At 44.3% G+C, this 26,278-nt stretch carries 24 protein-coding genes and 2 pseudogenes; 15 read left to right on the plus strand and 11 right to left on the minus strand.

The genetic code is table 11. From position 1 onward, the window contains the following. The coding region (locus JL57_RS24225) for a hypothetical protein (RefSeq protein ID WP_034144502.1) at positions 1 to 239 on the plus strand (239 nt) is incomplete at its 5' end. A 232-nt stretch (positions 240 to 471) separates the two neighbouring features. Further along, positions 472 to 996: pseudogene (gene thpR, locus JL57_RS24230) on the plus strand (RNA 2',3'-cyclic phosphodiesterase); the annotation flags it as partial. 14 nt (positions 997 to 1,010) lie between these two features. On the opposite strand, the gene JL57_RS24235 reads toward thpR, so the two are convergent. Beyond that, complete coding sequence (locus JL57_RS24235) at positions 1,011 to 2,582, minus strand: amidohydrolase family protein (RefSeq protein ID WP_034144503.1); 1,572 nt, start codon at positions 2,580 to 2,582, stop codon at positions 1,011 to 1,013. Between the two features lie 410 nt (positions 2,583 to 2,992). Between JL57_RS24235 and JL57_RS24240 the strand changes: the two genes are divergently transcribed. After that, the gene (locus JL57_RS24240) at positions 2,993 to 3,904 is read left to right on the plus strand and encodes a hypothetical protein (RefSeq protein WP_034144504.1); all 912 of its coding nucleotides are present in this window, start codon (positions 2,993 to 2,995) and stop codon (positions 3,902 to 3,904) included. Between the two features lie 117 nt (positions 3,905 to 4,021). Here JL57_RS24240 and chrA read toward each other — a convergent pair whose 3' ends face one another. The 3 genes from chrA to JL57_RS24255 form a co-directional block, all read right to left on the minus strand. Next, a complete protein-coding gene (gene chrA, locus JL57_RS24245) occupies positions 4,022 to 5,281 on the minus strand; it encodes a chromate efflux transporter (RefSeq protein ID WP_034144505.1) in 1,260 nt (419 codons plus the stop codon). Positions 5,282 to 5,364: 83 nt separating this feature from the next. Continuing rightward, the gene (locus JL57_RS24250; RefSeq protein WP_034144506.1) at positions 5,365 to 6,189 is read right to left on the minus strand and encodes an extracellular solute-binding protein; all 825 of its coding nucleotides are present in this window, start codon (positions 6,187 to 6,189) and stop codon (positions 5,365 to 5,367) included. Next, positions 6,186 to 6,587, minus strand: a complete 402-nt coding sequence (locus JL57_RS24255; protein WP_034144507.1) for a PadR family transcriptional regulator — start codon at positions 6,585 to 6,587, stop codon at positions 6,186 to 6,188. Before JL57_RS24255 ends, JL57_RS24250 begins: the two co-directional genes overlap by 4 nt. Positions 6,588 to 6,752: 165 nt before the next feature. On the opposite strand from JL57_RS24255, the gene JL57_RS24260 reads away from it, so the two are divergent. Beyond that, positions 6,753 to 7,631, plus strand: a complete 879-nt coding sequence (locus tag JL57_RS24260) for an NAD(P)/FAD-dependent oxidoreductase (RefSeq protein WP_034144508.1) — start codon at positions 6,753 to 6,755, stop codon at positions 7,629 to 7,631. 159 nt (positions 7,632 to 7,790) lie between these two features. Here the strand turns inward: JL57_RS24260 and JL57_RS24265 are convergent, their stop codons facing one another. The 3 genes from JL57_RS24265 to JL57_RS24275 form a co-directional block, all read right to left on the minus strand. Next, complete coding sequence (locus JL57_RS24265) at positions 7,791 to 8,051, minus strand: hypothetical protein (RefSeq protein ID WP_034144509.1); 261 nt, start codon at positions 8,049 to 8,051, stop codon at positions 7,791 to 7,793. A 221-nt stretch (positions 8,052 to 8,272) separates the two neighbouring features. Next, positions 8,273 to 9,175, minus strand: coding sequence for a homoserine kinase (gene thrB / locus JL57_RS24270; protein ID WP_034144510.1), 903 nt, complete (start codon positions 9,173 to 9,175; stop codon positions 8,273 to 8,275). 146 nt (positions 9,176 to 9,321) lie between these two features. Then, entirely contained in the window at positions 9,322 to 10,620 is a 1,299-nt protein-coding gene (locus JL57_RS24275) for a homoserine dehydrogenase (RefSeq protein ID WP_034144511.1), read from the minus strand. Between the two features lie 355 nt (positions 10,621 to 10,975). Between JL57_RS24275 and ilvE the strand changes: the two genes are divergently transcribed. From ilvE to JL57_RS24330, 11 genes and pseudogenes are all read left to right on the plus strand, one after another. Then, positions 10,976 to 11,857 (plus strand): branched-chain-amino-acid transaminase, encoded by an 882-nt coding sequence (gene ilvE, locus JL57_RS24280; RefSeq protein ID WP_034144512.1) that lies wholly within the window; start codon positions 10,976 to 10,978, stop codon positions 11,855 to 11,857. 27 nt (positions 11,858 to 11,884) lie between these two features. Beyond that, positions 11,885 to 13,573 carry a biosynthetic-type acetolactate synthase large subunit gene (gene ilvB / locus JL57_RS24285; protein WP_034144513.1) on the plus strand — a complete coding sequence of 563 codons (1,689 nt, stop codon included), beginning with the start codon at positions 11,885 to 11,887 and terminating at the stop codon, positions 13,571 to 13,573. Positions 13,574 to 13,577: 4 nt separating this feature from the next. Continuing rightward, positions 13,578 to 14,057: an acetolactate synthase small subunit gene (gene ilvN / locus JL57_RS24290; RefSeq protein ID WP_034144514.1), complete on the plus strand. Its 480-nt coding sequence runs from the start codon at positions 13,578 to 13,580 to the stop codon at positions 14,055 to 14,057. A gap of 79 nt (positions 14,058 to 14,136) precedes the next feature. After that, positions 14,137 to 15,135 carry a ketol-acid reductoisomerase gene (gene ilvC, locus JL57_RS24295; RefSeq protein ID WP_034144515.1) on the plus strand — a complete coding sequence of 333 codons (999 nt, stop codon included), beginning with the start codon at positions 14,137 to 14,139 and terminating at the stop codon, positions 15,133 to 15,135. Between the two features lie 113 nt (positions 15,136 to 15,248). Further along, positions 15,249 to 16,808: a 2-isopropylmalate synthase gene (locus JL57_RS24300; protein WP_291300520.1), complete on the plus strand. Its 1,560-nt coding sequence runs from the start codon at positions 15,249 to 15,251 to the stop codon at positions 16,806 to 16,808. Between the two features lie 17 nt (positions 16,809 to 16,825). Next, positions 16,826 to 18,091, plus strand: a complete 1,266-nt coding sequence (gene leuC, locus JL57_RS24305; RefSeq protein WP_034144517.1) for a 3-isopropylmalate dehydratase large subunit — start codon at positions 16,826 to 16,828, stop codon at positions 18,089 to 18,091. Position 18,092: 1 nt separating this feature from the next. Beyond that, on the plus strand, positions 18,093 to 18,581 hold the full coding sequence (locus JL57_RS24310; protein ID WP_034144518.1) for a 3-isopropylmalate dehydratase small subunit: 489 nt from the start codon (positions 18,093 to 18,095) through the stop codon (positions 18,579 to 18,581). Then, the gene (gene leuB / locus JL57_RS24315) at positions 18,574 to 19,635 is read left to right on the plus strand and encodes a 3-isopropylmalate dehydrogenase (RefSeq protein ID WP_034144519.1); all 1,062 of its coding nucleotides are present in this window, start codon (positions 18,574 to 18,576) and stop codon (positions 19,633 to 19,635) included. The genes JL57_RS24310 and leuB overlap by 8 nt, the downstream gene beginning before the upstream one ends. A 1,017-nt stretch (positions 19,636 to 20,652) precedes the next feature. Further along, entirely contained in the window at positions 20,653 to 21,462 is an 810-nt protein-coding gene (proC, locus tag JL57_RS24320) for a pyrroline-5-carboxylate reductase (RefSeq protein WP_034144520.1), read from the plus strand. Next, on the plus strand, positions 21,459 to 22,580 hold the full coding sequence (gene proB, locus JL57_RS24325) for a glutamate 5-kinase (RefSeq protein ID WP_034144521.1): 1,122 nt from the start codon (positions 21,459 to 21,461) through the stop codon (positions 22,578 to 22,580). Before proC ends, proB begins: the two co-directional genes overlap by 4 nt. 444 nt (positions 22,581 to 23,024) lie before the next feature. After that, a pseudogene (locus JL57_RS24330) lies at positions 23,025 to 23,537 on the plus strand (DUF3102 domain-containing protein). A 565-nt stretch (positions 23,538 to 24,102) separates the two neighbouring features. On the opposite strand, the gene JL57_RS24335 reads toward JL57_RS24330, so the two are convergent. The 4 genes from JL57_RS24335 to JL57_RS35435 all read right to left on the minus strand — a co-directional run bounded on the left by JL57_RS24335 (position 24,103) and on the right by JL57_RS35435 (position 26,004). Then, the gene (locus tag JL57_RS24335) at positions 24,103 to 24,384 is read right to left on the minus strand and encodes a hypothetical protein (RefSeq protein ID WP_291300519.1); all 282 of its coding nucleotides are present in this window, start codon (positions 24,382 to 24,384) and stop codon (positions 24,103 to 24,105) included. 615 nt (positions 24,385 to 24,999) lie between these two features. After that, positions 25,000 to 25,317 (minus strand): type II toxin-antitoxin system RelE/ParE family toxin, encoded by a 318-nt coding sequence (locus JL57_RS24345; protein ID WP_034144524.1) that lies wholly within the window; start codon positions 25,315 to 25,317, stop codon positions 25,000 to 25,002. A gap of 1 nt (position 25,318) precedes the next feature. Continuing rightward, entirely contained in the window at positions 25,319 to 25,648 is a 330-nt protein-coding gene (locus JL57_RS24350) for a type II toxin-antitoxin system Phd/YefM family antitoxin (RefSeq protein WP_034144525.1), read from the minus strand. Positions 25,649 to 25,845: 197 nt separating this feature from the next. Continuing rightward, a complete protein-coding gene (locus tag JL57_RS35435; RefSeq protein WP_291300521.1) occupies positions 25,846 to 26,004 on the minus strand; it encodes a PaaI family thioesterase in 159 nt (52 codons plus the stop codon). Positions 26,005 to 26,278 lie beyond the last annotated feature (274 nt).

A 26,278-nucleotide genomic window follows, 5' to 3' on the forward strand; every position in this document is an offset into this window, starting at 1 on the left:
TAAACTTTGCTTTAGAGGCAAACCTATTGGATCACGTTTTCCACCATAAGAAGTTGACAATACGTGGGCAAAAACGGGTGGAGACCTACCTTCGGCTAGCTGATGTAAGCCGTTTAATTCTCGGGATGATCCACCATGCCCAAGAACACTTCGTTCCCAAAGGGCGAAATCAAGAGTTGCGACGACTTGCAGAGCAAGCCATTTACGACCGAAAATACACGCTGCTTCGTGCGGCTTAAGCAACAAACACTCCTGAAAAGCAATAATGCACCTTGGCATCCAGCCCCAAATGGAACCAAGGGAGTAGTATGGCCTTTTTAGGAAGCTTTTTTGTGACTATCCGTTCTCAGTATTAGGAACTCTTTCGGGGGCTTTTGCAAGGAGTAAAAATCACAGACCAAGGGGCACGTTTGTTCCTTAACCGGGTTGAGATAAGTTTGGTTTTGCTTTTTTGAAACAGACTCTACTAAGCTTAAACAAGCTCTACTCGAATTTCAGTCCGAACTAAGACATCTTGGAGTAAATGGGTCCTGGAAATCACAAGACAGTCTTCATATAACCTTAGAATTTTTAGGGGAATTAGACCGTACTGCGATTCCTGTACTGACCGAAACACTTACCAAAGTAGCAAGGAACTATAGCCCTTTTGATTTAAACCTCGGTGGAGTAGGTGGATTTCCCTCTCTTAAACGGCCTCATACCCTATGGACCGCATTAAATGGTGGTTTAACGGAACTAAATCAGCTAAGGGATAATCTGCATCTTGAACTCAAAAGAAAGGGCTTTAAGTTGGAGGAACGCCAATTTAAGCCTCATATAACGCTGGTCTCTCGTCCCAAACTCGATAATATCGATCTTTCAGTTGTTCATACAAAGCAACTAGGCGAGTTTAGGGTTGCAGAGGTTGTTTTATTTGAGAGCAGGGCTATAGGTGGAAAAAGAGTCTACATTGATCTATATAGAGCTGACTTAGAAACATCAGGATTCTTAAATTGAACGATACCTTAGGGCTACAATTTCCTACCACTTCTCGCTAATAATTGCCCCGCATGTATTTCTTTGAGCGTTCCATCATCTAGGGCTACTTTGCCATTAACAATTGTATACTTTACCCCTCTGGTCATTGAAAATGGGCTGCTATAATCGATTTCCTCATTGGAGGGATAGGTATAATTGTCTACATCAAGGATTGTGATGTCGGCGGCTTTTCCCTTGGCGAGCAGACCTCGATCACTCAAGCTAAAGTGTTGTGCCGGTAAAGACGTTATCCTGCGCACAATCTCTTCTAATCTCACCCTGTTTTGCCTGCATAAGCTAAAATATATCGGGAATGCGCCTTTTCGGAATAATTCATACTGAGCATAGGGGTCGTCGACATCCCCAGATACCCTATCGGATCCAACCATGACAAGTGGATTATGAGCGATATTATCCGCGTAAGGTGATCCCGGGAAATCTTGCCTGTTGAGTCCCCCCTGACAGAAGGTCAAGTTAGGACGATCATTTTCTAAGAGATTGAGGATTAGATCATCGATATTCAGCTTTCTCTCAAAAGCAATTTCCTTTAAGGCCCGATTTTCCAGGAGAGGATCATCCGTATTGATAACCAAGAGCTTTTCTTTGAAGCGGATCTTTTTTAATAGTTTTCTTCGTCCCTCAGCAGTTAGTGTGCCCTCTTGTGAAAACACATACTGGAATAGGCGGTCCTTTCTCCTATAGTGTCCGCTGCTCTTAGGGATAGTATCGACAGCAATTTCTAAGCCACGTTCCCGGGCAGACAGTATTTCATCAAAAGCCTCTGGACAATTCGGTGTCAGATGGGACACCTGAACTCTTATGTCGGCAGCTTCGCCAATGTTTATAGCTTCCTGAACTGCTTCCAGAATACCAAGATAGCTTCTAATGTGGGTGGTATAGAGCCCGTCGTACGTTTGGACTACCTTAGCAAGTTTAATGATTTCATCAGTATCCGCATATTTGCTAGGGCTATAGGTTAAGCCAGTTGATAGGCCTAAGGCCCCTTGTTCCATGCCTTCCTCAATCAGACGGACGAGTGTGCTTTGTTCTTTAACAGTCGGTTTTCTGTTTTTTGCATCTCCCATTACACTCCATCTTAAAGTGCCATGTCCTAAGAGAAATCCCAGGTTGATATTTGTACCTTTGTTTTTGATTACGTCAAAATACTCTGAGAAATTTGTCCAGACAGGTACGTCTCGTTGATTTCTCTCTTTTATCTTGACTGAAATAAGTCCTTTTTTAGCCATATACTCATAGATATTATCCGAAGAATAGGGAGTTATGGAATGTCCACAGTTCCCGTTAACCGTCGTTGTAACCCCTTGACGTAAAAATTCCTCAAACTTACCACTTGTTAAAACGGTCAGCTCTTCATGTACATGGGGATCAATAAACCCTGGACAAACCGTCAATCCGAAAGCATCTATGATTAAATCCGCTTGGCATTCAATTTTTGCAGAGATTTCTATGATCTTTCCTTGGGTTACAGCGAGATCAGCATAGAATCCCGGTTTCCCTGTACCATCAATGATGAAACCATTTCTTATTAAGAGATCACAATACATTAATCTAGCCACCTTTTAAAAGAGAAACAGAGGAAGGGGTGTTCCAAATTTCTTTTTGCAATTCACGAGATATATGAATCGAGACCTGCTAGAGGTCTCTTTTGTTTTTTTCTGTTTTTTACCCTTCAGATATGAGCAGCCTCCATTGCAAGAGCTATTTTAGATCGCAATCTCTTAACTACTCATTATTTCCATGATAATACTTCCACAATTCTTGTCAAGGTTAATTCGATGCACGAAGACAATCGACATAGACACTCTTGGCTATCTTGGCATCTAGCTATCTATAGCAATGCATAGATAGCAAACATCCTGAATTGGCTAATGTTTATAACCACTGTCACTAGGCTTGTCACCGTTTGTCCACCTTTTCATATAATGCAAAAAGGACAAACGGAGGTAATTGTTAAATGGACAAAAAAAGCAAGGAATCCTTAATAGCTCTGCCACAAGTTATTGGGGTTGGGCAGGGTTTCAAGGAAATTGGGGGAGTCACAACGGGGCAAAAAGCAATTTTGGTCTTGGTGAATAGAAAAGTACCTTTGGATCAATTAAAGAAGCATCAAATAGTTCCCGAAACAATGGACGGCTTAATAACTGATGTAATTGAAGTCGGTAACATGAAGGCTTATTCTGTTGAAAATCCTGCAGTTATTTTGCTGGACTACACTGAGCGTATGAGACCAGCCCATCCAGGTGTAAGTATTGGACACTATCGTACTACGGCAGGAACCTTTGGAGCCGTCGTATATGATAAAAAGAATGGACAAGCACTTATTCTCTCGAATAACCACGTCCTCGCTAACTCCTCAAATGGAAGAGATTTAAGAGCAAAGATAGGAGATTCAATCCTTCAGCCAGGCGCTATTGATAGTGGACGTGCCTCGGAAAACGTAATCGCCCGTTTGAAAAAGTATGTCGCTTTAAATGATTACCCCAGAATAAACAATGTGGATTGTGCTTTGGCGCAACCCTTAAATGATTCATGGATTGCCCCGGAGATACTTGGAATTGGGAAAGTACAAGCGGCTGTTGTCGCTCAAGTAGGTATGAATGTTAGAAAGACCGGCCGTACAACGGGTCTAACCACTGGTACTATTAGAGCAGTCAATGTAACAATCAATATCGGGTATGGAAGTCGTAGAACTTTGAGGTTTGAGAATCAGATTTTGACTACTAATATGTCTTCGGGAGGGGATAGCGGATCCTTAGTAATGGAAGAAAATAATAAGGCTGTGGGCCTTTTGTTTGCAGGCTCCGATCAAGCAACATTATTAAATCCAATTCAAAAGGTTTTAGATATATTGAATGTCTCATTATAAAGGAAAGCCCACCTTTAACAAGTGGGCTTATTTGGTTTAAAAACCATTAAATTACAGGACGAAAATAATAACTCCAAGCAGGAAAAGCGAAACAGGGTGCCCTGTCCCCCTGTTTCGCTAGAAAATTATGAGGGAGAGTAGTGCTCCGGCGATGATAATCCAGAGGGTATCTATTTTAGTGAATCGCTGTACTCCAAAAGCTGCTAGGGCGATGCCGAAAGTTGGTAGGTCAAGGATTGAACTTCTTGTCAATTTGAAGATCACGGCCCAGAGGGTGCCGATAAAAGCGGCTACAATCCCAGTAATGACCATCTTGATGATATCGATCTTACCCGCCCGGTTATAAAGGTCAGAAATGAGATTGACTACGGCAAAAGCAGGCAAATACATATTTGCCATAGCTAGGGCTGCCCCGAATAATCCTGCCACTTTGTAGCCGATAAAGGCGGAAATTATGGTTACTGGACCGGGGGTTAGTAAGCTCAGGGCTAAAGCAATTCCGAATTCTTGATCCGTCAAAAAGTGATATTGATTGACCATTGCATCCTGGATAAATGGGAGCATAGCGTAGCCGCTCCCAAAGGTCAGTCCACCGATGCTAAATAAGGTATTACCCAATTGTCGAAAGGTGGGATTGCTAAAATTAATCCCTAAATTAATGATGAGCAGCACTGCCAGCATGATTAGCATGATGAGGTATTTTTTCTTACTGAATTCAAACCGGACTGCGGAAGCAGGCTTCTGTAAGGTCTTGTTCGTAACCCAAAATCGTCGATTCATGATGGCTTGCCAACTGGAAAACTTTGTTGTCAAGAAGGTAAACACTAGGCTGACTCCTCCAGCAAAAAGAAGCAGAGACAGGATATTAACCTTTAAGAAGAAAATCATCAGAAACCCACCGACCGCTAAGATGTTGAGCTGTGGGGAGTTTACCCCTCTTTTCCAGAGATCAATAATGGTATTGAAGACTAGGCCTACTACTAAAGCTCCTACTCCCTTAAATAACGAGGTTACAGCGGGGATATCGTTATAATTCAGATAGAGGTGGGTAAGCACGACCATAAGTACAAAACAAGGAATAATGAAAAAAATGCTAGCCACTAAGGCCCCTGGAAAACCCCTCAGGAAATAGCCTATATAGGTGTTTAGATTTACAGCGGGTGCGCCTGGCAAAAGTTGAGATAGAGCGACTCCGTTTAGATATTCTTCATCCGTCATCCAGTGTTTCTTGTCTACCAGGGATTTTTTGGCTTCTCCTAAAGCAGCTAAACTAAAAGACACAAGTCCGATATGAAATACGGTTTTAGCAATTTCCCAAAGGCTCACCTTCCTAGGTGGTTCTGACTCTAGAGGTTGGCTTTCTGTTTTGAGTTCCATAACCTAGCCCCCTAATTAATAGTCTTGTTTCAGGGTTTTCAAGCATTACAAAGTGGGGAAAACTGATAGCAATGCAAATTTACTCAGCAGGGGATTAAGCCATATTCCTCTAGAATCGAATCTCCCTCCGGACCTGTGAGCAGATCAATAAAGGATTGAGCGTGTTCGGATAAGTGGCTGTTTCTGGATTTGCCGATTGCGAATTCTATAGGTTTACCATGAATGATGATGTTTTTGCCTGGAATTTTACTTTCTACGGATACTGCTGCTTGGTCATAATAATTGGCATACGCCGGGTTAGAGAGATTAATTTTTGAGGGTAGGGTTATGTAGGGCAGCTCTAATTGTTTGGCTTGTGAGGAATACAGAAAAGCGTAATCAACCTTACCTTTTAATAAATCACTGGCCAGATTTAATGATTTCGGGTATGTCTCGTAAGGAAAACAGGCTGCTTCCATCTCTGTTGAGAGATCTGGCCGCTGATAGAATTTTTCGGCCAATTGCCAAACCATAAGGGCTCGATAACCGCAGGGATCCAGATGATGGTTAGAATGAGAGAAGCGGACTTGTGATTGAAGTAACATATCAATCCAGTTGTCGGGGGTGATTTCGTTGCTTCCTTTAGAAAACCCGGTATAACCGATGACGATCTGATCAGCCGCAAAAATAAAGTAGTTTTCGACTAAATCCGGGACCAACAGTTCTGCAAAGAGTGCTTGGTCAGCGAGAGCAATGACGTCATAGTGTTCTCCAGATAACAACCGCTTGGCACCTTCCCTCGAACCTACCCCTTTTAGCTCGGATTTGAGATTCGGGTTCATCCTAGTATAGAGGTCAAGGCAGGTTTCCATCACGCGCTGTAAAGCGCCAGCATGGATAAGTCTGAGAGCATTCGACGAAGTATTCAAGATTTGTTCACCTCGTTTTCCCCTTTAGCTAAAGAATCTTCATACTGCTTGTAGGCTTGTAGGAATTTTTGGAGCTTAGTTTTTTGAAGTGTTAGAAATTGGGACCATAAATCTAGAGACTGTTTTCCTAAGGGGGTTAATTCATAGAGTCTCCTACCTGGGCCTGCTTCACCGATCTCCCAATGGGATTGGATCAACCCGTCCTTATCCATGCGTCTTAGATTACGATAAACTGTGGCAGTATCGGCTTCTCCACTTTTAAAGTCTGAATCATTGAGGCGTTGAATTAACTCGTAGCCGTGAGAAGGTTTTTGTCCTAAGAGAAGAAGTAGTTCCGCTTGAATAGTACGCTCCATAGAAATCATGGGATCGAGTTTACTTAGTAGATCTTCACTCATAGTGTACACCTCAGCTATTATCAATGTGCATATAGGTTTACTTAGCATTTATTCTACTCCGGGAACGTATTTCGGTCAATGGGTTCTGACAACGTAGTATTTTCAAGTTATTCGGGGAACACTTTTATTGGTAAAGGATTTATCGCTAGAGGAGAGATGCCCATAATGTCTGAAGATCTGAAAACACTTAAAGACCACTACGAACTGGCGATTATTGGCTGTGGGCCGGCAGGGATGGCTGCAGCACTGAATGCTAAAATTCGAAAACGTGATTTCATACTTCTTGGCACGGAATTCTGTAGCCCCAAGCTCTCCAAAGCTCCGCGAATCGATAATTGGCTAGGATTTCCCCAAATAAGTGGGGAAGAATTGCGGCAACGGTTTTTAGAACATCTTAAGGAAATGGAAATCAAGATTGTTCCGTTTAAAGTAACCAATATATATCCAGGGCCCCCTTATACGCTACTTGGTAAAGACGAATCCTTTGAGGCGGATGCGGTAGTTCTAGCTACGGGTGTTTCAGTGGATAAGCTATTTCCAGGAGAAACAGAATTATTGGGTCGTGGAGTGGGTTACTGTGCAACGTGCGACGGTCCTTTATATAAGAATAAACAAGTCGCATTCATTTCCTACAGTCAAGAAGGGGAAGATGAAGCTAATTTCATGGTCGATATCTGTGCTAAAGTATATTACATACCCTATTACAGCGACGTTTTGAGGCTTCATCCACGAATTGAAGTGAAAAAGGGTAAAGTAAAGGAAATAATCGGAGACAGCAGCGTAAAACAGATCGTTCTTGAAGGGGAACAAATCCCAGTAGACGGTGTGTTTATCCTGAGAGAAACTCTACCAGCAGAGCAGCTGGTATCTGGTTTGGAAATGGAGGAGGGGGCTATTAAGGTTAACCACAAATTAGAGACGAGTTTGCCGGGGCTATTTGCAGCAGGAGATTGTTCAGGTCCACCTTATCAATTATTTAAAGCGGCAGGAGAAGGTGGAACAGCTGCCTTGCAGGCTGTAAAATATCTGGATAACCTAAAGTGAACTCGGCTATTTCCCAAATAGAAGCCTGCAATTACTAATAACAGTAAAATGCAGGCTTCTTCATTAGAGGGTACGTGTTGCTTCACGTTGTCGCATCAGAGCAGCAAGTAGGATATCATCACAGAGCTTGGACAGCAGCTAAATTGAAACAACCTGCAATCACTTGTTGAGTTCAGAAAATAGGTGTTTGCCTTTACTCAGTACTTCCTTAACTATTTGGGCTGCCTTTCGGTAACTGTCAATCAGATCGGATGCCTTGGTTTTTGGAGATAATTCTGAGGTTTGATGGGTGAAATCAAGCGTATTAATAATGATGTCGCTTGAAGACTGTTCTAAGTCGGACAGTTGTTCCGTAGTAATCAAATCATTATCCGTCCGATTTTTGTTAAATAGTAAAGAAGCCAATTGTTTCTTTATCATAGGATTTCGTCCTCCTTTATTAAATCAAAACAAAAATGTTACAAAATGTTATCTCTATTAGAATATGTAGAAAACTGGAAAATGCTTATAGCGATGGCTAGTCTGTTCATTGGTTATGCTGAGGGAAGAAGGGAATAAAAAAAACAAGGGTAGGAAAGAATCCTGCCCTTGTTTAAGCTGATTTGGGACACGTACCTAATCTTACTGATCGGGATTAGTACCTACAGGGTATAATCAACTTGTGTTCCTTCTGAATCGATCCCTAAGGCAAACGCCTGAGCACGAACTTCATGCTTTTTAAAAACTTGAAGTGCTTTCTGAGCAATAGCCTGTTCAAATTCCGGTTCTGTCAGTGCCAATAGTGTTGGTCCTGAACCACTAAGGGCTGCTCCAAAGGCACCTGCTTGCAGGGTTATTTCTAAAGTTTCGAGTAAGCCTGGAATGAGTGCGGCGCGTTGATTTTGGTGAAGCGTGTCACGCATTCCTTCTTTTAAGAGGGAATAATCTTGACGAATAAAGGCCTCGGTAATTAGCGCAACATGAGAAATATTAAAGACGGCATCCTTGCGAGGAACTTCAGGGGATAATATAGCTCGAGCTTTATTCGTACTGAGGTGGGTATCAGGAATAATCACAACCGCTCTTAAATTTGGCGATTGGGCTAGGACTCTTGGAAGAACGCCACTTTCCGTGGGGACAGACAGTGTCACACCACCATATAAGGCAGGAGTAACATTATCAGGGTGCCCTTCTAGGGTATTAGCGACTTGTAGCAATTCGTACTGGGAGTATGGGGATCCAGCTAAGGTGTTGGCGGCAACAAGTCCTCCGACAATGGCAGCAGAACTGCTTCCTAAGCCCCGCGCAGGGGGAATGTGATTTTCAAAGGTTAGAGCGACTGTGGGAGTGGGGAAGTGGACGAGGTCCCAAAAATGAAGCATGGTTCGCCAGACTAGATTGCTTTCATCGGCAGGAATCTCATCTCTATAAGACCCAGTCAAAGTAATCTGAAACGGTCGGTTTGGTTCTACTGTCATTGTATTATATAGTTGAAGAGCCAGCCCCAAACAGTCAAATCCAGGTCCGAGATTAGCGGAGGTGGCCGGTATCTTTACACGAAACATTCTTTTCCTCCCTAATTTAGTAAGAATTTGATCCAATCGTGAGACTCCCACTTCTACAAGTGGGAGTGGTACCCCCGGCTCTGCTTCGGTGGGGGTAGAGTCCCCCACCGAAGACTCGATGTTCAACTTTAGTTGAACGAGTTCACTTAGGCCTTTGCCCCATGATCCCCATTTTCAAAGCGAATAACATTGTGGATATTAAGGACCTTGCTATAGGCTTTGACAGAATCTAAGGCTTCTTGAAGGGCCCCTTCACGACAGGGATGAGTCACGAGGACAATTTCAGCCTGATGTTCATCGCGTGGCTTTTGAATGATCGAGGCGAAGCTGATATTTGCTTCAGCAAAAAGAAGGGCAAGAGTGGCCAGAACTCGAGGCTCGTCTTTGACAAGTAAGCGGATGTAGAAGGCCGTATAGAAATCGGAGACGGCTTTGAGTGCGAGGTCCAGATAGCAAGTACAATTGATGGCAGAAGTGGAGTTGGATTCAATATTGCGCGCTATACGCATAATGTCAGAGACAATTGCACTTCCTGTGGGAAGAGAACCAGCGCCTCGACCATAAAACATGGTTTCTCCGACGGCATCTCCTACTACGTAAATAGCGTTGAAAACACCGCCTACTGAGGCAAGAGGATGGGTAAGTGGCAAGATCGCCGGATGGACACGCACTTCGATTCCCTCAGTTTGGTGTTTGGCTATGGCTAAAAGTTTTATGGTACAACCGAGCTCAGCGGCATAAGCCAGATCTTCACGGGTGATTTTGGAGATCCCTTCCACAAAGACGTCCTTAAGGGCAACCCGCGAATTAAAAGCGATTGAAGAAAGGATGGCAAGCTTTCGCGCAGCATCTAGGCCATCAACATCGGAGGAAGGATCGGATTCAGCATACCCCAATTGCTGGGCTTCTGCTAGGACTTCGGCATACTCACGGCCCTGTTCGGCCATTGCTGTAAGAATGTAATTTGTCGTTCCATTAATAATCCCCAAGACATGGGTAATGCGGTTTGCGGCAAGGGATTCTTTCATGGCTGCGATAATCGGAATTCCGCCGCCGACACTTGCTTCGAAATAGAGGTCCTTTCCGGCGGCATTAGCAGCGTCAAGAAGTTCATGCCCATGAAGCGCGATTAAGTCTTTATTCGCGGTGACGACATTTTTCCCGTTGCGTAAAGCTTCTAATACAAAAGTACGCGCTGGTTCGATGCCTCCCATGACTTCGACAATGATATCGATTTCAGGGTCCTGTAGAATTTCTGCAGGTTGATCCGTGATTAGAATGTCACCGCTAAGCTCGCGTGCTCGTTGGAGATCACGCTCAAGGATGCCTTTGATTTTTACCTCGCAATGGGTTCGAGTCTGAATATCCGTAGCATTTTGTTGTAATATGCGTACGACTCCAGTCCCTACAGTACCCAAGCCCAAAATTCCTATTTGAATTGGCAAGTCAAGACAACTCCTCTCAAAAAAACATATGTATCTGCATAGTGGACATTATACGCGTTCGCTCTAGCTTTGACAAGGAAATTCTTAAGGAAATTCGTAACATTTATTGTAAATAGGGTTGACACTGAGGAAGGTATTCTGTATCATATACACAACGTTCTCAATATAAATGTGATATAACAGCAAAGGAAGTGTGCCTAGGGTTCCGGGGGCAACCTGTCTGGTCCGAGCGGTACAGAATCCAGATTGGATTTACACCGTGGGTAGAAAAAACCCAAGCGGAAAGTTCCACGTTTCTAGGGGGGACTTAGCTTAGGGTTTTTATTTGTTCGCGATTTTAAGGAGGGCTAATTAAATGGGACTGCTTATTTACTTGAATGGTTCATTTGTTCCTGAAGAAGACGCAAAAGTATCGGTGTTTGATCATGGGTTTTTGTATGGAGACGGTATTTTTGAAGGGATTCGCGCGTACCATGGCCGAGTGTTTAAATTAGAAGAACACTTGAAACGCCTCTATGAATCTGCTAAGTCCATTCAATTGACGATTGGCATTAGTAAGGAAGAAATGCAAGAGGTTGTCTTGGAATCGTTACGCAGGAATGGTTTGAAAGATGCCTATATTCGCCTTGTGGTATCACGAGGTAAGGGAGACCTAGGACTTGACCCTAATAAATGTCCAAAGGCTTCTATTATTTGCATTGCTGCGCAAATTAAGCTCTTTGAGCAAAGCATGTATGAGCAAGGGTTAGAAGTAAAGACTGTGGCTATTCGTCGAAACAATCCAGATTCCTTGAACCCGAGGATTAAATCCCTTAATTATCTTAACAATATACTGGCTAAACTAGAGAGTATACAGGCTGGTGTGATTGAAGCGATTATGCTCACTCAAGACGGATATGTGGCTGAGGGAACGGCTGATAACATTTTTATCTATCGTAATAACGTCTTAATGACTCCTCCCCTTTCGGCAGGTATACTTGAAGGCATCACCCGAAACTCTGTGATGGACCTTGCTCGTGAACTGGGTATGAACGTGAAGGAAGAATTATTCACTCGACATGACTTGTATACAGCTGATGAATGTTTTCTTACCGGTACCGCAGCCGAATTGATCCCAGTGATCAAAGTAGACGGGCGTGAGATCGGGGATGGGGTTCCTGGTCCGGAGTTTAAACAGCTTCTGGAGGCCTTTAGGGCTCTTACCCACATCAATGGTCCTGAAATTTACAGCACGTAGAAGCAAAAGCTAAGGGAGGGAAAGAGTATGAGTGAAGTAAAAACAGGCTTAAAAGGGGCAACCATCTTATTGAATGCTTTGCAGCAAGAAGGGGTTGACGTTATTTTTGGTTATCCGGGCGGGGTATTACTTCCATTATATGATGCCCTTTTGGATAGTCCTATACGACATGTCCTAGCGCGGCATGAACAAGGGGTCGTGTATGCAGCGGATGGTTATTCCCGGGTCAGTGGGAAAGTTGGAGTTTGTTTAGCCACATCTGGACCTGGAGCGACGAATGTAGTGACGGGTATTGCCAATGCCTACTCTGACTCGATTCCCTTAGTGGTTTTGACGGGGCAGGTTTCTACGGGTTCAATTGGCTCGGATTCCTTTCAAGAGGTGGATATCATAGGGATTACCATGCCCATTACTAAGCATTCATATTTAGTGAAGGATCCACGGGATTTACCGAGAATTGTCAAAGAGGCCTTTTATATTGCCCGAACGGGTCGACCGGGACCCGTGCTCATCGATCTTCCTAAGGATGTTTTAGCCCAAGAAAACGTGGTTCCCTATTCTAATGAGATGAAGTTAAGAGGGTACAAAATCTTTGGTCAAGCCAATAACGGTAAAATAGAAGAAGTGGCTAAGGCCCTGTCTGAATCTTGCAAGCCTGTGCTTTATGCAGGGGGTGGTGTTGTAACTGCGGGAGCGGAAGACGTCTTAAGGCAACTCGCTGAAAAAACCGCCGCGCCAGTGGTCACGACCCTGATGGGAATTGGAAGCCTTCCTTTAGGACATCCTAATTTATTGGGAATGGTCGGAATGCACGGAACAGTGACCGCGAACTATGCTGTGGATGATTGTGATTTGCTGATTGCGGTGGGCGTACGCTTTGATGACCGTGTAACAAGTGGTATGGGGCATCGCTTTGCGACCAAAGCAAAGGTTATTCATATTGATATTGATCCGGTAGAAATCAGTAAAGTCGTAAAAACGGATATCAAAATCGTTGGGGATGCCCGTCAAGTTCTGGAAGAGATTTTAGAAGCAATGCCGGGGTTCGCTGCCCCCGAGGTTGCTGATTGGTGGACCCAGTTGCGTAACTGGAAGGTCAATCATACCCTAAGCTATGACAAGGACAGTCTTAATCCACAGATGGTCATGGAGTGCCTGGGGGAACTGGCCGGAGAAAACGCTATTGTTACGACGGATGTAGGACAGCATCAAATGTGGGTCGCCCAATATTATCCTACTGTACACCCCCGCAATTATGCGACCAGTTGCGGATTAGGCGCTATGGGCTATGGTTTACCTGCTGCCGTCGGGGCTCAATTTGCCCGTCCGGAAGATAGGGTCATCCTAATCACGGGAGACGGTTCATTACAGATGTCAATCCAGGAGTTAGGAACGGTTGTTCAAAATAAACTTCCTATTAAAATCATCCTTCTGAACAATGGGGTCCTTGGTATGGTTCGCCAATGGCAGAAGATGTTTTATGCAGAGCGCTATAGTCAAATCCAGCTTGAAGGAAATCCGGACTTCGTTAAATTGGCGGAAGCCTATGGTATTCTCGGCATCCATGTAAATTCCGCAGAAGAAGTTCGCAGTGCCATTGAGGAGGCGTTCAATCATCCTGGACCAGTTCTGATCGATATTAAGATTTCAAGGGATGAGAATGTTTTGCCCCTCGTTCCTCCTGGTAAAGACATTACTGAAATGATTGTGAGGTGATAGTATGCTGCATACACTGGCGGTTGTTGTTGAGAATAATCCAGGTGTTTTAATCCGGGTGGCTGGATTGTTCGCGCGTCGGGGTTATAACATTGATAGTCTTACGGTCTGTCAGACGGAGGATCCTGAACTTTCCAGGATGACGATCGTTGTAAATGGTGATGATCAAATCATTGAGCAAGTGAGAAATCAGCTTAGTAAACTGGTGGTTGTGTGCTCCGTAACGGACTTGACCGGGGAAAGCGTGGTTGATCGAGAGTTGGCGTTAATCCGCGTGGAAGTTAGCGCAGAAACTCGATCTGAGGTTCTTCAGACCGTCGATATTTTCCGAGGACGGGTTGTGGATATGGGTAGAACCAATTTAACGGTGGAGTTAACGGGAGATATTCCTAAAATAGATGCCTTTGTGCATGCGGTTCGACCCCATGGATTACTAGAATTGGTACGCACCGGCAAGATTGCAATTTTGCGTTCGGATGCCTAGACAAAGCTTGTACGAGTTGTAGTATAATATAGTGGGTTTTTGATAAAAAGGTTTATAGTTGAAAGGAAGTTATTACAAAATGGCAAAAATGTATTATGAAGTTGACGCAAATCTGGAGTTACTAAAAGGTAAAGTTATTGCTGTAATGGGTTATGGTAGCCAAGGGCATGCCCAAGCTCAAAACCTTAAAGATTCAGGTCTTAACGTTGTGATTGGTCTTCGTCCAGGAAGTGCTCGTACTGAGCGTGCGCAAGCCGCAGGCTTTGAGGTTATGACAGTAGAAGAGGCTGCTAAACGCGCGGATGTCATTCAAATCTTACTTCCGGATGAGACCCAAAGTAAGGTTTATTATGCAGAAATCAAGCAGCATTTGTCATCAGGAAAAGCACTCGTCTTTTCCCATGGCTTTAATATTCATTTCGGACAAATCGTCCCACCCGAAGATGTTGATGTCTTCATGGTGGCTCCGAAAAGCCCAGGACATTTAGTACGCCGCACTTATACTGAAGGTGCAGGGGTTCCAGCCTTGATAGCTGTTCATCAAGATGCTACAGGTAAAGCCAAAGAATTAGCCCTGGCGTATGCCAAAGGAATTGGCTCGACAAAGGCTGGAGTACTGGAAACGACCTTCGGTGAGGAAACCGAAACCGACTTATTTGGAGAACAGGCAGTTCTTTGCGGAGGGGCCTCAGAACTCGTTAAAGCAGGCTTTGACACCTTGGTAGAGGCTGGTTATCAACCAGAAATTGCTTATTTTGAATGTTTACACGAGCTAAAACTCATTGTCGACTTAATGTATGAGGGCGGCATGGGTTGGATGAGATATTCTGTGTCCGATACCGCTCAGTATGGAGATATGACTGTCGGTAAACGAATCGTTAACCAAGAAACTCGTAAAGAAATGAAACGTGTACTCGAAGAAATTCAAGACGGTCGATTTGCTAAAGCCTGGTTACTGGAAAACCAAGCAAATCGTCCAGCATTTAACGCAATGACTCGTAATGAAGCCAATCATCCGATTGAAAAGGTTGGGGAACAGCTTAGAGGAATGATGAGCTGGTTGAAAAAGCACGAGTGAACTCGTTCAGCTAAAGCTGAACATCGAGACTTCGGTGAGGGACTCTACCCCCACCGAAGCAAAATAAGGAACACCCACTTATAGAAGTGGGAGTCTTCTTTGAATTTGATAAATTGTTAGTTCGGAAGGAAGTTAACGTAATGCGCCGGATCGAGATCTTTGATACTACGCTTAGAGATGGTGAACAATCCCCTGGAGTGGCTCTTAACGCAGATGAAAAGTTGCAAATTGCTCATCAGTTAGCTAAGCTCGGCGTTAATGTTCTTGAAGCGGGATTCCCTATAGCCTCCCCCGGTGATTTTGAGGGAGTACGTCGAATCGCCCAAGAAGTCAGAAGCGTGAGTGTGGCAGCGCTTGCCCGAGCCAATGCTAAAGATATTGAATGTGCCTGGCAAGCGCTTTCGGGTGGGGCGTCCCCACGTATTCACACCTTTATCGCCACTTCACCCATTCATATGCTTTATAAGCTGCAAAAGTCCCCTGAAGAAGTATTAGAACAAGCCATTGAAGCAGTTCGATTGGCTAAATCGAAAGTCAGTGATATCGAGTTCAGTGCTGAAGATGCCTCGCGCAGTGAGGTGGATTTTTTGGCAAAGGTCTTTTCGGGGGTCATCAAAGCTGGAGCCACCGTGCTGAATATACCAGATACCGTGGGTTATGCCACACCTGAAGAATATACCGCATTTATCCGTGCGGTCATGGAGCGTACGATTGGAATAGAGAAGGTTAAAGTCAGTGTTCATTGTCACAATGATTTAGGTCTGGCAGTGGCGAATTCCTTAGCCGCAGTTGGGGCGGGCGTGCATCAGCTGGAGTGTACTGTGAATGGAATTGGAGAACGGGCTGGAAACGCAGCCTTAGAAGAACTTGTCATGGCTCTGCGCACTCGCAGGGACCAGTATAGTGTTGAAACATCCATTGTGACGACAGAGATCGCTCGAACGAGCCAAATGGTGAGTCGTTTAACTGGTATGATAATTCAACACAATAAAGCCATTGTGGGTAAAAACGCTTTTGCCCATGAATCAGGAATTCATCAAGATGGTGTCCTTAAAGAACGATCCACCTATGAAATTATGTCTCCCAGCGTCATAGGGATCGATGTGGAGTCCATTGTTCTAGGGAAACATTCCGGAAGACATGCAGTTCATCAACGCTTGACAGATCTTGGACTGGATTTAGCGGAAGATCAGTTTGAAGACGTTTTTGCTCGGTTCAAACAATTGGCAGATCGAAAGCGTGATGTCACAACGGCTGACTTATTTTCTCTTGCGCAAGTGCAAAAAGAGAAAGCCGATCAAATTACTCTAGAATATTTACAAGTCTCCAGTGGAACTCATTTAGTCCCCACTGCTACCATCGGACTCATGTACAATGGGGAACGCTTAGAAGACGCAGCCTGTGGAGATGGACCCGTGGATGCAGCCTTTAAGGCTATTGATAAGGTTTTGGGAACCCGGGGAACTCTGAGCCATTATTCCTTGCAAGCCCTTGATGGTGGCGAAGATGCCCAAGGAGAAGTAGCAGTGACCGTCAAGTTTGGAGAAAATCTGGTTGGCGGCCGTGGGGTAAGTACGGATATTATTGAAGCCAGTGTACGCGGCTATCTTCAAGCCGTAAACCGTGCGTTCGTTCGAGGCTGGATAAAAGTTCGGGAGAAAAACGCGAGATAAGGGAGGGAGTAAGAGCCATGTCAATGACAATTACGGAAAAAATTCTGGCCCAACATGCTGGGCTAGAAGAAGTAATTCCGGGTCAACTGATCACCGCGAAACTCGATCTTGTCTTAGCCAATGATGTGACGGGTCCAGTGGCCATTCAAGAGTTTCAAAAGTTTGGTACGGATAAGGTGTTTGATACTAAAAAGGTGGCTCTTGTTCCAGATCACTTTGCGCCCAATAAGGACATTTTATCGGCTGAGCAATGCAAAGTAATGCGTGATTTTGCACGGAATCACCAGATTGAGCACTATTTTGAAGTGGGACAAATGGGAATTGAACATTGTCTGCTTCCTGAACAGGGACTCACCTTGCCTGGGGATCTGATCATTGGCGCGGACTCGCATACCTGCACCTACGGTGCTGTGGGGGCTTTCGCCACTGGGGTTGGCAGTACTGACTTAGCTGCAGGATTAGCAACCGGTGAAGCTTGGTTTCGGGTTCCAGAATCCATGAAGTTTATCTTCCGCGGAACGGGTTTTCAGAAGTGGGTCGGAGGCAAGGATCTCATTCTATATCTAATAGGAAAACTAGGTGTAGATGGGGCTTGCTATCGCGCCATGGAGTTTACAGGCGAGGGCATCTCGGCTTTATCTATGGATCATCGTTTTACAATCTGCAATATGGCGATTGAGGCCGGTGCAAAAAATGGGATTATTGCTCCCGATGAAACAACCTTTACTTATCTCGAAGGACGAGCTCGTCGCTCATATCCTTTACTCAATAGTGATAAAGACGCTCATTACATGGATATCCAAGAGTTTGACGTAGCGGAAATCCCGCTCCAAGTTTCCTTCCCCCACTCTCCGGAAAATGCCAAATCTGTTCAGGAAGCAAGCGGAATTAAAATTGACCAAGTTGTCATCGGCTCCTGTACGAACGGTCGACTGGAAGATTTACGTCTTGCTGCAGAAATTCTGCGTGGCAAGAAGGTACACCCTGAAATTCGGCTCTTGGTATTCCCCGGAACCCAAACCATCATGCGTGATGCTATGCGTGAAGGGATTATCGATACCTTGATTGAAGCTGGAGCTGCGGTTAGTACGCCGACCTGTGGTCCTTGCCTGGGTGGACACATGGGTATTTTGGCAAAAGGAGAGCGGGCAGTCTCTACGACAAATCGGAATTTTGTGGGACGTATGGGACACGTTGAGAGTGAAATCTACCTATCTAATCCAGCAGTCGCGGCAGCATCGGCGATAAAAGGGCAAATTGCTCATCCGGAGGAGGTATCTTAAATTGGGGAAAGCGTGGAAGTTTGGGCATGACATTGATACGGATGTCATTTTGCCTGCCCGTTATTTAAATAAATCGACTCCTGAGCATCTGGCAGCACACTGCATGGAAGACGCTGGGACACAATTTGCCCAAGAGGTTCAAACTGGAGATATCATGGTTGGTGGAAAAAACTTTGGTTGCGGTTCCTCACGTGAACATGCACCTATTGCTATTAAGGCCTGTGGCATTAAAGTCGTGATTGCAGAGTCCTTTGCCCGGATTTTCTACCGCAATGCCTTAAATATCGGTCTGCCCATTATGGAATGCCCGGAAGCTGTGGCAGGGATTACTCCAGGAGATGAGATCGAAGTCGATCTGGCCACGGGTATCATTGAGAACCGGACAACTGCTCAGCAGTTTCAAGCTCGTTCTTTTCCTCCTTTCATGCAGGAATTGATTCAAGCGGGTGGACTTATTCCTTACGTAAAAGGGAGGAGAAAAAATGCCTAATGTTTTAGTGTTGCCGGGAGACGGTATTGGTTTAGAGATTACCCCAGAAGCAGTTAAGGTTTTAGAGGCGGTCTTAAAAGGTCGGTCAACTCAGCTGAACTTTGAATATGGATTAATCGGGGGAGCTGGAATTGATGCAGTAGGCAAGGCTTTACCTGATGAGACTCTAGCTGCCGCCAAGGCAGCGGACGCGATTTTAATGGGTTCTGTCGGAGGACCTAAGTGGGATACACTGCCTGCTCCGCAACGACCGGAATTGGGAGGGCTACTGCCGATCCGTAAGGCTCTGGGTCTTTTTGCCAATATTCGTCCTGTCAAAATGCTCCCCATGTTAACGGATGCCTCTACACTTCGCACTGAGGTGGTCGAGAACGTAGACCTGGTAGTTTTGCGCGAATTGACCGGCGGCCTCTACTTCGGTGAAAAAGGCAGAGGTACAAATCCTAGGAGCGCTTATGACACCTTGGTTTATACGGAGGAGGAAATCCGACGTATTGTAGAACTTGGCTTCCAAATGGCTGCTAAGCGGCGTGGAAGGCTTTGTTCTGTAGACAAAGCGAATGTCTTAGAGTCCTCCCGCTTTTGGCGTGAGATAACTGTTGAGGTTGCTAAAGATTTCCCAGAGGTGGAATTAAGTCATATGTATGTGGATAACGCAGCGATGCAATTGGTTCGCTGGCCCGCACAATTTGATGTGATCGTCACGGAAAATATGTTCGGAGATATCCTGACCGATTTAGCATCAATGTTACTGGGTTCGATCGGAATGATCCCGTCGGCGAGCATGAATGGATCTAAAGGGCTCTATGAGCCAGCCCATGGTTCGGCACCGGATATAGCTGGTCAAAACATTGCTAACCCCTTAGCCACGATTCTTTCGGGAGCTCTAATGCTGCGCTACTCCTTTGGCTTAGAGGATGAGGCTTTGATGATCGAGGGAGCGATTGAACGTGTTTTACAAGAGGGGTATAGAACAGCTGACTTAGCAAAGCCGGGAGATAAAGTTCTGGGAACTATCGAAATGGGCAATGCTGTAGTAGAGGCACTTAAGTAGAGAGCTGAATAGTCTAATGGTATAGAATTCAAATCAGCACTTGAAAAGGGTGAAGGATTCAGATAGAGTATACTCAATTAGATAATGTATAAAGCATGAGATCGACCTAGTATGGTAGTCGGTGGTGTTCAGAGAGAGAAACATTTGCTGAGAGTTTTTCCGCCCACGGTATCAGAACCCCAGTCGTGATGCGCTGATGATGAATCGGTCGGTTTCCACCGTTATGCGGAATGTTGTGAGTTTGATCTTGCAACATGAGTTGGCATTGGCAATAAAGGTGGTACCGCGGAAGGCTTCTTTCGTCCTTGATATAAGGATGGGAGGGGCCTTTTTTTATCGTTGCATTTAGGGGTCTTTGCAAGTAAGGGCATTGGGGGTCTTTGAAAGTAAGGGGACATTGCACGCTCACACACGTTGCGTTCACTGGCTCGTTTGGATGCTGAAGCTATTACGCCAACCTCTGGGTAGCGCAAGATGTGAACCTAGGCGTAATAATGCTTCAGCATCGGTACTCGCTTTATCGTGAACTCCACTAAAGTGTTCACTTAGCAATGTCCCCTTAATTTCTGGTCAGATTGGGCTAGGACGAGGGGGAACGGGGGGACCATACAGGTTTGCGTGAAGTTGGTGAAAGTTGTGCAATGTTGGGACGGTTCCTGACTTGCATAAGTCGTAGACAAATCTCGTTAGGGTTTCTAGCATCATTCCTTTGAGCTCTGTGATGAGTAATTCCTCTCACATGCTTCAGAGTTTCAGAAACCGCCTGCGGCTTGGGTAATTAGGGTGGGTAAAATAGGATGGGTACGTTAACCACGAATTTTTGTTGGAGATGGCTATGATTTAGCTTGCAAGACGCTTCTTTAGATTAGAAAAGTTTTAGACAATTAATACGTTTGTATTAATTGGGGTTCTTATTAGATTTTGTTGAGAGTGGCATGCTACTAAAAGTAGGCAAAGGGCATCTAAGGGGTAAATCAAGCTCAATACAGCTTAAACGGATATGAAAGGGTGTAGAGGATGACTCAGTCAATTGGTTTTATTGGTGGGGGAAATATTGCGGAGGCTATGATCAGTGGTCTTAAAAAAACGAACAAGGAGATTGAGATTCGAGTGACGAATCTTTCCAATCAGGGGCGTTTGCAGGGACTGGTAGATCGATATGGTGTTGTTGCGGCTTCGTTGAAGGAGCTTGTGGAAAGGTCGCAAGTCATGATTATTGCGGTGAAGCCGAAGGATGTTCAAGCAGTGGTTAAAGATCTTGCGAATTATTCGTTGCAGGGTAAGATGGTTATTAGTGTGGCGGCTGGTGTTCCTCTAAAGGTTTTTTATAAATACCTGCCAGGGGTTGCAATAATCCGAGCCATGCCGAATACTTCGACTGCGGTGCTTCATTCCATGACTGGATTGGTGCGAGGGGATAATGTCACGGAGGAACAGGCTGGGGTGGGCGAGAAGATCTTTTCGGCTACGGGGCGGATTATGTGGGTCCCAGAAGAAAATATTAATGCCCTAACAGCAATTAGTGGAAGTGGGCCTGCTTATTTTTATCTCTTTGCAGAGAGTTTGATAAAATCCGGGGTTGAACTAGGGCTTTGTGAAGAGGATGCTGAGGTTTTAGTGCTTGAAACGTTGATTGGGGCAGGAAAAATGATTGCTGAGAGTGATAAGTCACCAGGCAGACTACGCGAGGAAGTAACCTCCCCTAATGGAACAACTTATGCGGCCATTAATGTTTTTACAGATGACGGATTGGCGCAAACCGTACTGAAAGCGGTAAAAGCCTGTGCTCGGCGTGCAGAAGACTTGGAAGGGGAGTATTCAGAGTGACATTAAATGAAGTTCGTCGGGTAGTTTTGAAAATAGGGAGCAGCAGTTTGAATCACCAGCAAGGCGGTTTAGATGATCAAGCGATCGCTGAAATCGTCTCAGTCATCGCTGCTCTCAAGCAAAAGAACGTGGAGTGCATTATAGTCACTTCCGGAGCTGTAGCTGCTGGCATGGGACAATTAGGGCTACATTCACGCCCACGAGATTTAGCAGGTAAACAAGCAGTTTCGGCTGTAGGTCAAGGGGTACTCATTGAGAGGTATGCCCATAATCTTCAACGGCATGGTATCATCGGGGCGCAAGTTCTTTTATCTCGCATAGATTTAGCTCAAGCGTCACACTATCGTAACGCTCAAAACACACTGGAGAAATTATTGCGCTTACAAGTGGTTCCGATCATTAATGAAAATGACACCGTAGCGGTAGAAGAACTCTGTTTTGGGGACAATGATACCCTATCGGCCTTGGTGGCAGGGCTTATTGGTGCGGACTTATTGGTGATTCTGACGGATGTGGATGGCTTGTACACAGGCAATCCCAAAAAGGATCTGTCTGCTCAATTAATTAAGGAAGTGACAGAGGTTTCGGCGGTGGAAAGTATGGCTAGTGGGGTGGGAAGTCTATTAGGCACCGGGGGGATGGTCACAAAATTAAGAGCGGCCAAGATTGCCACTCGTTTTGGAATTGGTATGCTTTTGTTGAATTTCACTCGACTCCGGGAACTCATCAATTTACCCGAGGGTCAGGGTCCTGAGGGAACCTATTTTCAGCCCTCAAAACATCGTCTTGCAGGTCGGAAACGCTGGATAGCATACGCTGGGTTATCTGAAGGGAGTATTCAGGTCGATGACGGAGCCGCCAAGGCGCTTATTGAAGAAGGCAAAAGTTTACTGGCTAAAGGAATTGTATCTGCAGAGGGAACTTGGGAACGTAAAGAAATCGTTCGGATTCTCAACCTGCTGGGAGAGGAGATCGCCAGAGGGGTCGTCGAGCTGAGCCAAGATGAGGTACAGAAGGTGAAGGGGCTGCATTCTGTGAAACTGCACCAAATCATCCCGGACTTTGATGGTGAAGAAGTGGTTCATAGGGATAATATGACACTCATGGTGGATGCTTAATAGGATCAATGGCATAAGGTTCCCTAATGAGTGAAACATTAGATATAATACAGAGGTATATTTTAATTGGACACAGATTATACATTGCGGCGGGTGCTTAAGGAGATGTAATTACCAAACCTGACCATATACCACAATAATTAATGCGCACAACTATTAATATTTTCACTTGGACGAGGTACGTGGAGACGATAATTGTGCTATATTGGTGTTGAGTGAAATCCATGGTATGAGATGGTTTGAGAAGTGTATGTTCTTTTTATAGTGACAGAGTGATTGAGGGAACAATCTAGCTTTTTTCTATTTTCTTGGATTATTTATGCCTTCGTTGGAGGATATGAAGACCAGCTGACCTTGGCTGTTTCGGATATAATTTTAGCTGGTGGTGTCACCAGATCCCAAGTTTGGCAGATGTTTTGATGGGGTTATGCCAAAGCCTTCACCATCCGAAGCCCGTCTACGTATGCTGTTATTGTGGCCAAGGCCCTGCTCCCTCATGGAGAATGGGGAAATGGTTGCTGGAATCGGTGAGCTATTCCCAGCGCACAGCCAACAGGCTGGTGCAGCTCTTTGAAGAATATGGTGATAAACTGTTTGCTGACAGCGCTGACGGCAGTATGTCAAATTCGTCAGCGCTGACGAATTTGACATACTGCCAGGCCCTTTTCCTGTTGGGGATTCCGGAAGATGAGCGGGAGAAATTTATCCTTGAGCTTGATGTTAAGAATATGACCACCCGGGAGCTGGATCTGGCTCTGAAAGAACGAAACCAAACCACTCCGGAGAAAGCAGCCTCAAGTTACCCCCCTGCCCAATAATCCGGCGGTGAAGGAAAAATGCAGTAAAGACGCGAGCAGCCTTGCTGAATATATGGTCGAAAGGCTTAAAGAGTGGCCGCCTGTTACTACGACGAATATGACGACGGTCGAACCCTACGCCACTTATGAAAGGTGGTAAATCCGACAATAATGGATATCGATATAACAGCTGGAGGGCCTTTGCCTTTTAGTAAAGGGGTTGAAGTTAGAGGTGCTGCCATGAGTTCGACACTTCCCGAATCGTCAATGGCTTGAAAGGGACTATGGGCATTTTTTCAGTCTAAGATTTACTGCGGATCTCGGCTGAGTAAGGTGTTAATAGGAACTCAAATGATGACAATACTCTGGAAACATTAGCTAAGATGATCGAGCAAGCCTGAACTGAATTATCTCCTTTAGGAGTCATTACTGACGAAATTTAAAAACAAAGGATACACATGTGGACGATTTTGTGGTCGTTCTATAGGGGTACATGGCAATATTAGCAAATCACCAGTCGCCAGATGAAAGAAGCGGCTCAAGCTAAAAAACATAAAATTGATATTCAAAAAGTGAAAGCAGAAACACAGAGGAAAATAATAATGAGTCCTTCCTGGGTAATCCCGGGTCTTTTTTACGTACTTTTTTCAAATTTAAGTCCGATAATGACGGTTACGTTAAGCAACGGCCCCCTCATTGAGTGTCGGGAATCCCGTTCAAAGTGGCTATATCATCTCAACATTAAAAGGTATATCCATTATTTTACATACTTTATCGCATGTGGTTATTGCCTTTTCCCATTCACCGGAGCATTCCGGACTAAGACTTATAGTAATGACACTTATATTTCCTTTTTTATACTCTGCCGATATCGGGCTTAGTAAATATTCTAAATAATCATCAGAGAACATTTGAATCTCCGTACTTCCACAACGGGTAAAAAAATAATCAATATCTAAATTAAAAATAAAATTTCCTTTTTCTATTTCTGATAACAAGCGTTGCATATTATCAGGGGCATCCCAAATGTTACACTTAATAAGTTTTTCAAATCTTGGCTTATCACCTTCTTCATGAGTTAAAAAGTAGCACATGTTAATATTATGACTAAAAACTTTCAGAAAAATTGATAAGTAATTACCCCAACTGAAAAGTGGATCGCTATCTCCGTTGACTTTATAACTTAAATAATCTTCTATTTATGAAGCGGCTATTCATAAGCATTTAGTCAACTGGCAAAATGGATCCGTTTAATATTATTTTCCCTGGACTAGGTGCTTTGCGTAAATTTTTAGCATTTCCATCGTTTCGCAATTTGGACAGACATTAATTTCTTCTATAGAATTCGCATTATCATACTCCTGCTCGCATTTCGGGCATATAGGGCATTTCTGATCGTCACTCATTACACATTCCCACTTTCTTATTTCTTTAAATAACTGCACAACTATATACTGAGTCATGTTTTATAATAGGAAGTTCTTTGTACCTCTAAATAATGTATGCATCAACAAGTGATTCACCCACAACACTGTAAATCCCTTCCGAAAAACCAAGTAAAGAAGTATTGAGAGAGTTAAATCCGATCCAACATAAAAACGCCCGGAGACCGGACGTTTTCTTTATTGCTCTATACGCTTTTGGGCCAGAATATATACTTCATCATCAGCTCGTGCGGAAACCACAACAATCTTCATGATGTTGTTTTCCCGCACGACCTTGTACACTATCCGTAACCCTAGCCTTAAGAGCTTGATTTTGCAATAACCTGCTAGGTTCGTGCCACTTTTGTTGCTCAGTGGTTTTCTGTAGCCGCCTTGAGCCTGGGGTAGAGGGTTGACCGCGACTTTATTGATGGCTTTTACCACCTGCAAACGCTGTGAGTGGTCAAGTCGCTTAATATCCTCTAATGATTCTCTTAAATATTCTACTTTCCACATGCTATTCGAGTTCCACTTCTAAATCTTTTAGATCAGCTTCACTAATGCCCAGTTCCAGCATGGCATGTTCCGCCGGAATAAAATCCTCTTCTTTAGCGTTTTCCATGCGGTTTTCAGCTTCCACAAGCAAACGGTAATTTTCAATCGTTTCTAGCATTTGCTCATAGGCTTCGGGTGTAAGCAGCACACAGGTAGGAGTGTTGTTTTTTAGTACAATTTTAAAGCCGGTTTCACGGACTTCCTCAAAAATTTTATTGGCTTCGCCTTTGTTGAAACGAGAAATTGGCACCAGAGAATTCATTGCTCCGCTGATAGAGTTAGGGTTTAGCATGACATCAACCCTTTCATATATTCTCACTGTTATTTTATGGTATATCGATAAATTTGTCAATATATTTATCTGTTTTAGGCTTAAGCAGTTCCGTTTTAACGGCAGGTTATTAGACGAAGGTACAAATTGAGAGAACCAGCCTCCAAGCGTATAATGTTTTCCGAATCTTTCGTCATCTTTTTAGGCAACGTTTGGGGTTACCCCACTTTAAAAATCAGGCAGGTGCTCACTCCGTGAGCATATAATTCGTTATTTCCGCCCCTTATGCGTCCTTCAACAGTGGCTAATTTTCTTCCAATATGGATGATTCTAGCCTCACAGTGCACCAGTTTGCTTTCAGCACTGACCGGTTTGATAAAATTGGTTGAGTGAAGGCCTTGGTATCAGCGGGTTGTAGAGCGGGATATTCTTTTAGGGTGACAGAATGTACGGGGGACTATAATTGAGACAGGTCGTCTTAAATGGACGGTCTGGCCTTTTTTGCTTTTTATTGGATTATTTACGATCTCCTGGAAGGAGTTGAGCGAGAAATGTAGAAATGTAGAAATGTAGAAATGTAGAAATGTAGAAATGTAGAAATGTAGAAATGTAGAAATGTAGAAATGTAGAAATGTAGAAATGTAGAAATGT

This window comes from Desulfosporosinus sp. BICA1-9 (genome assembly GCF_000802135.1).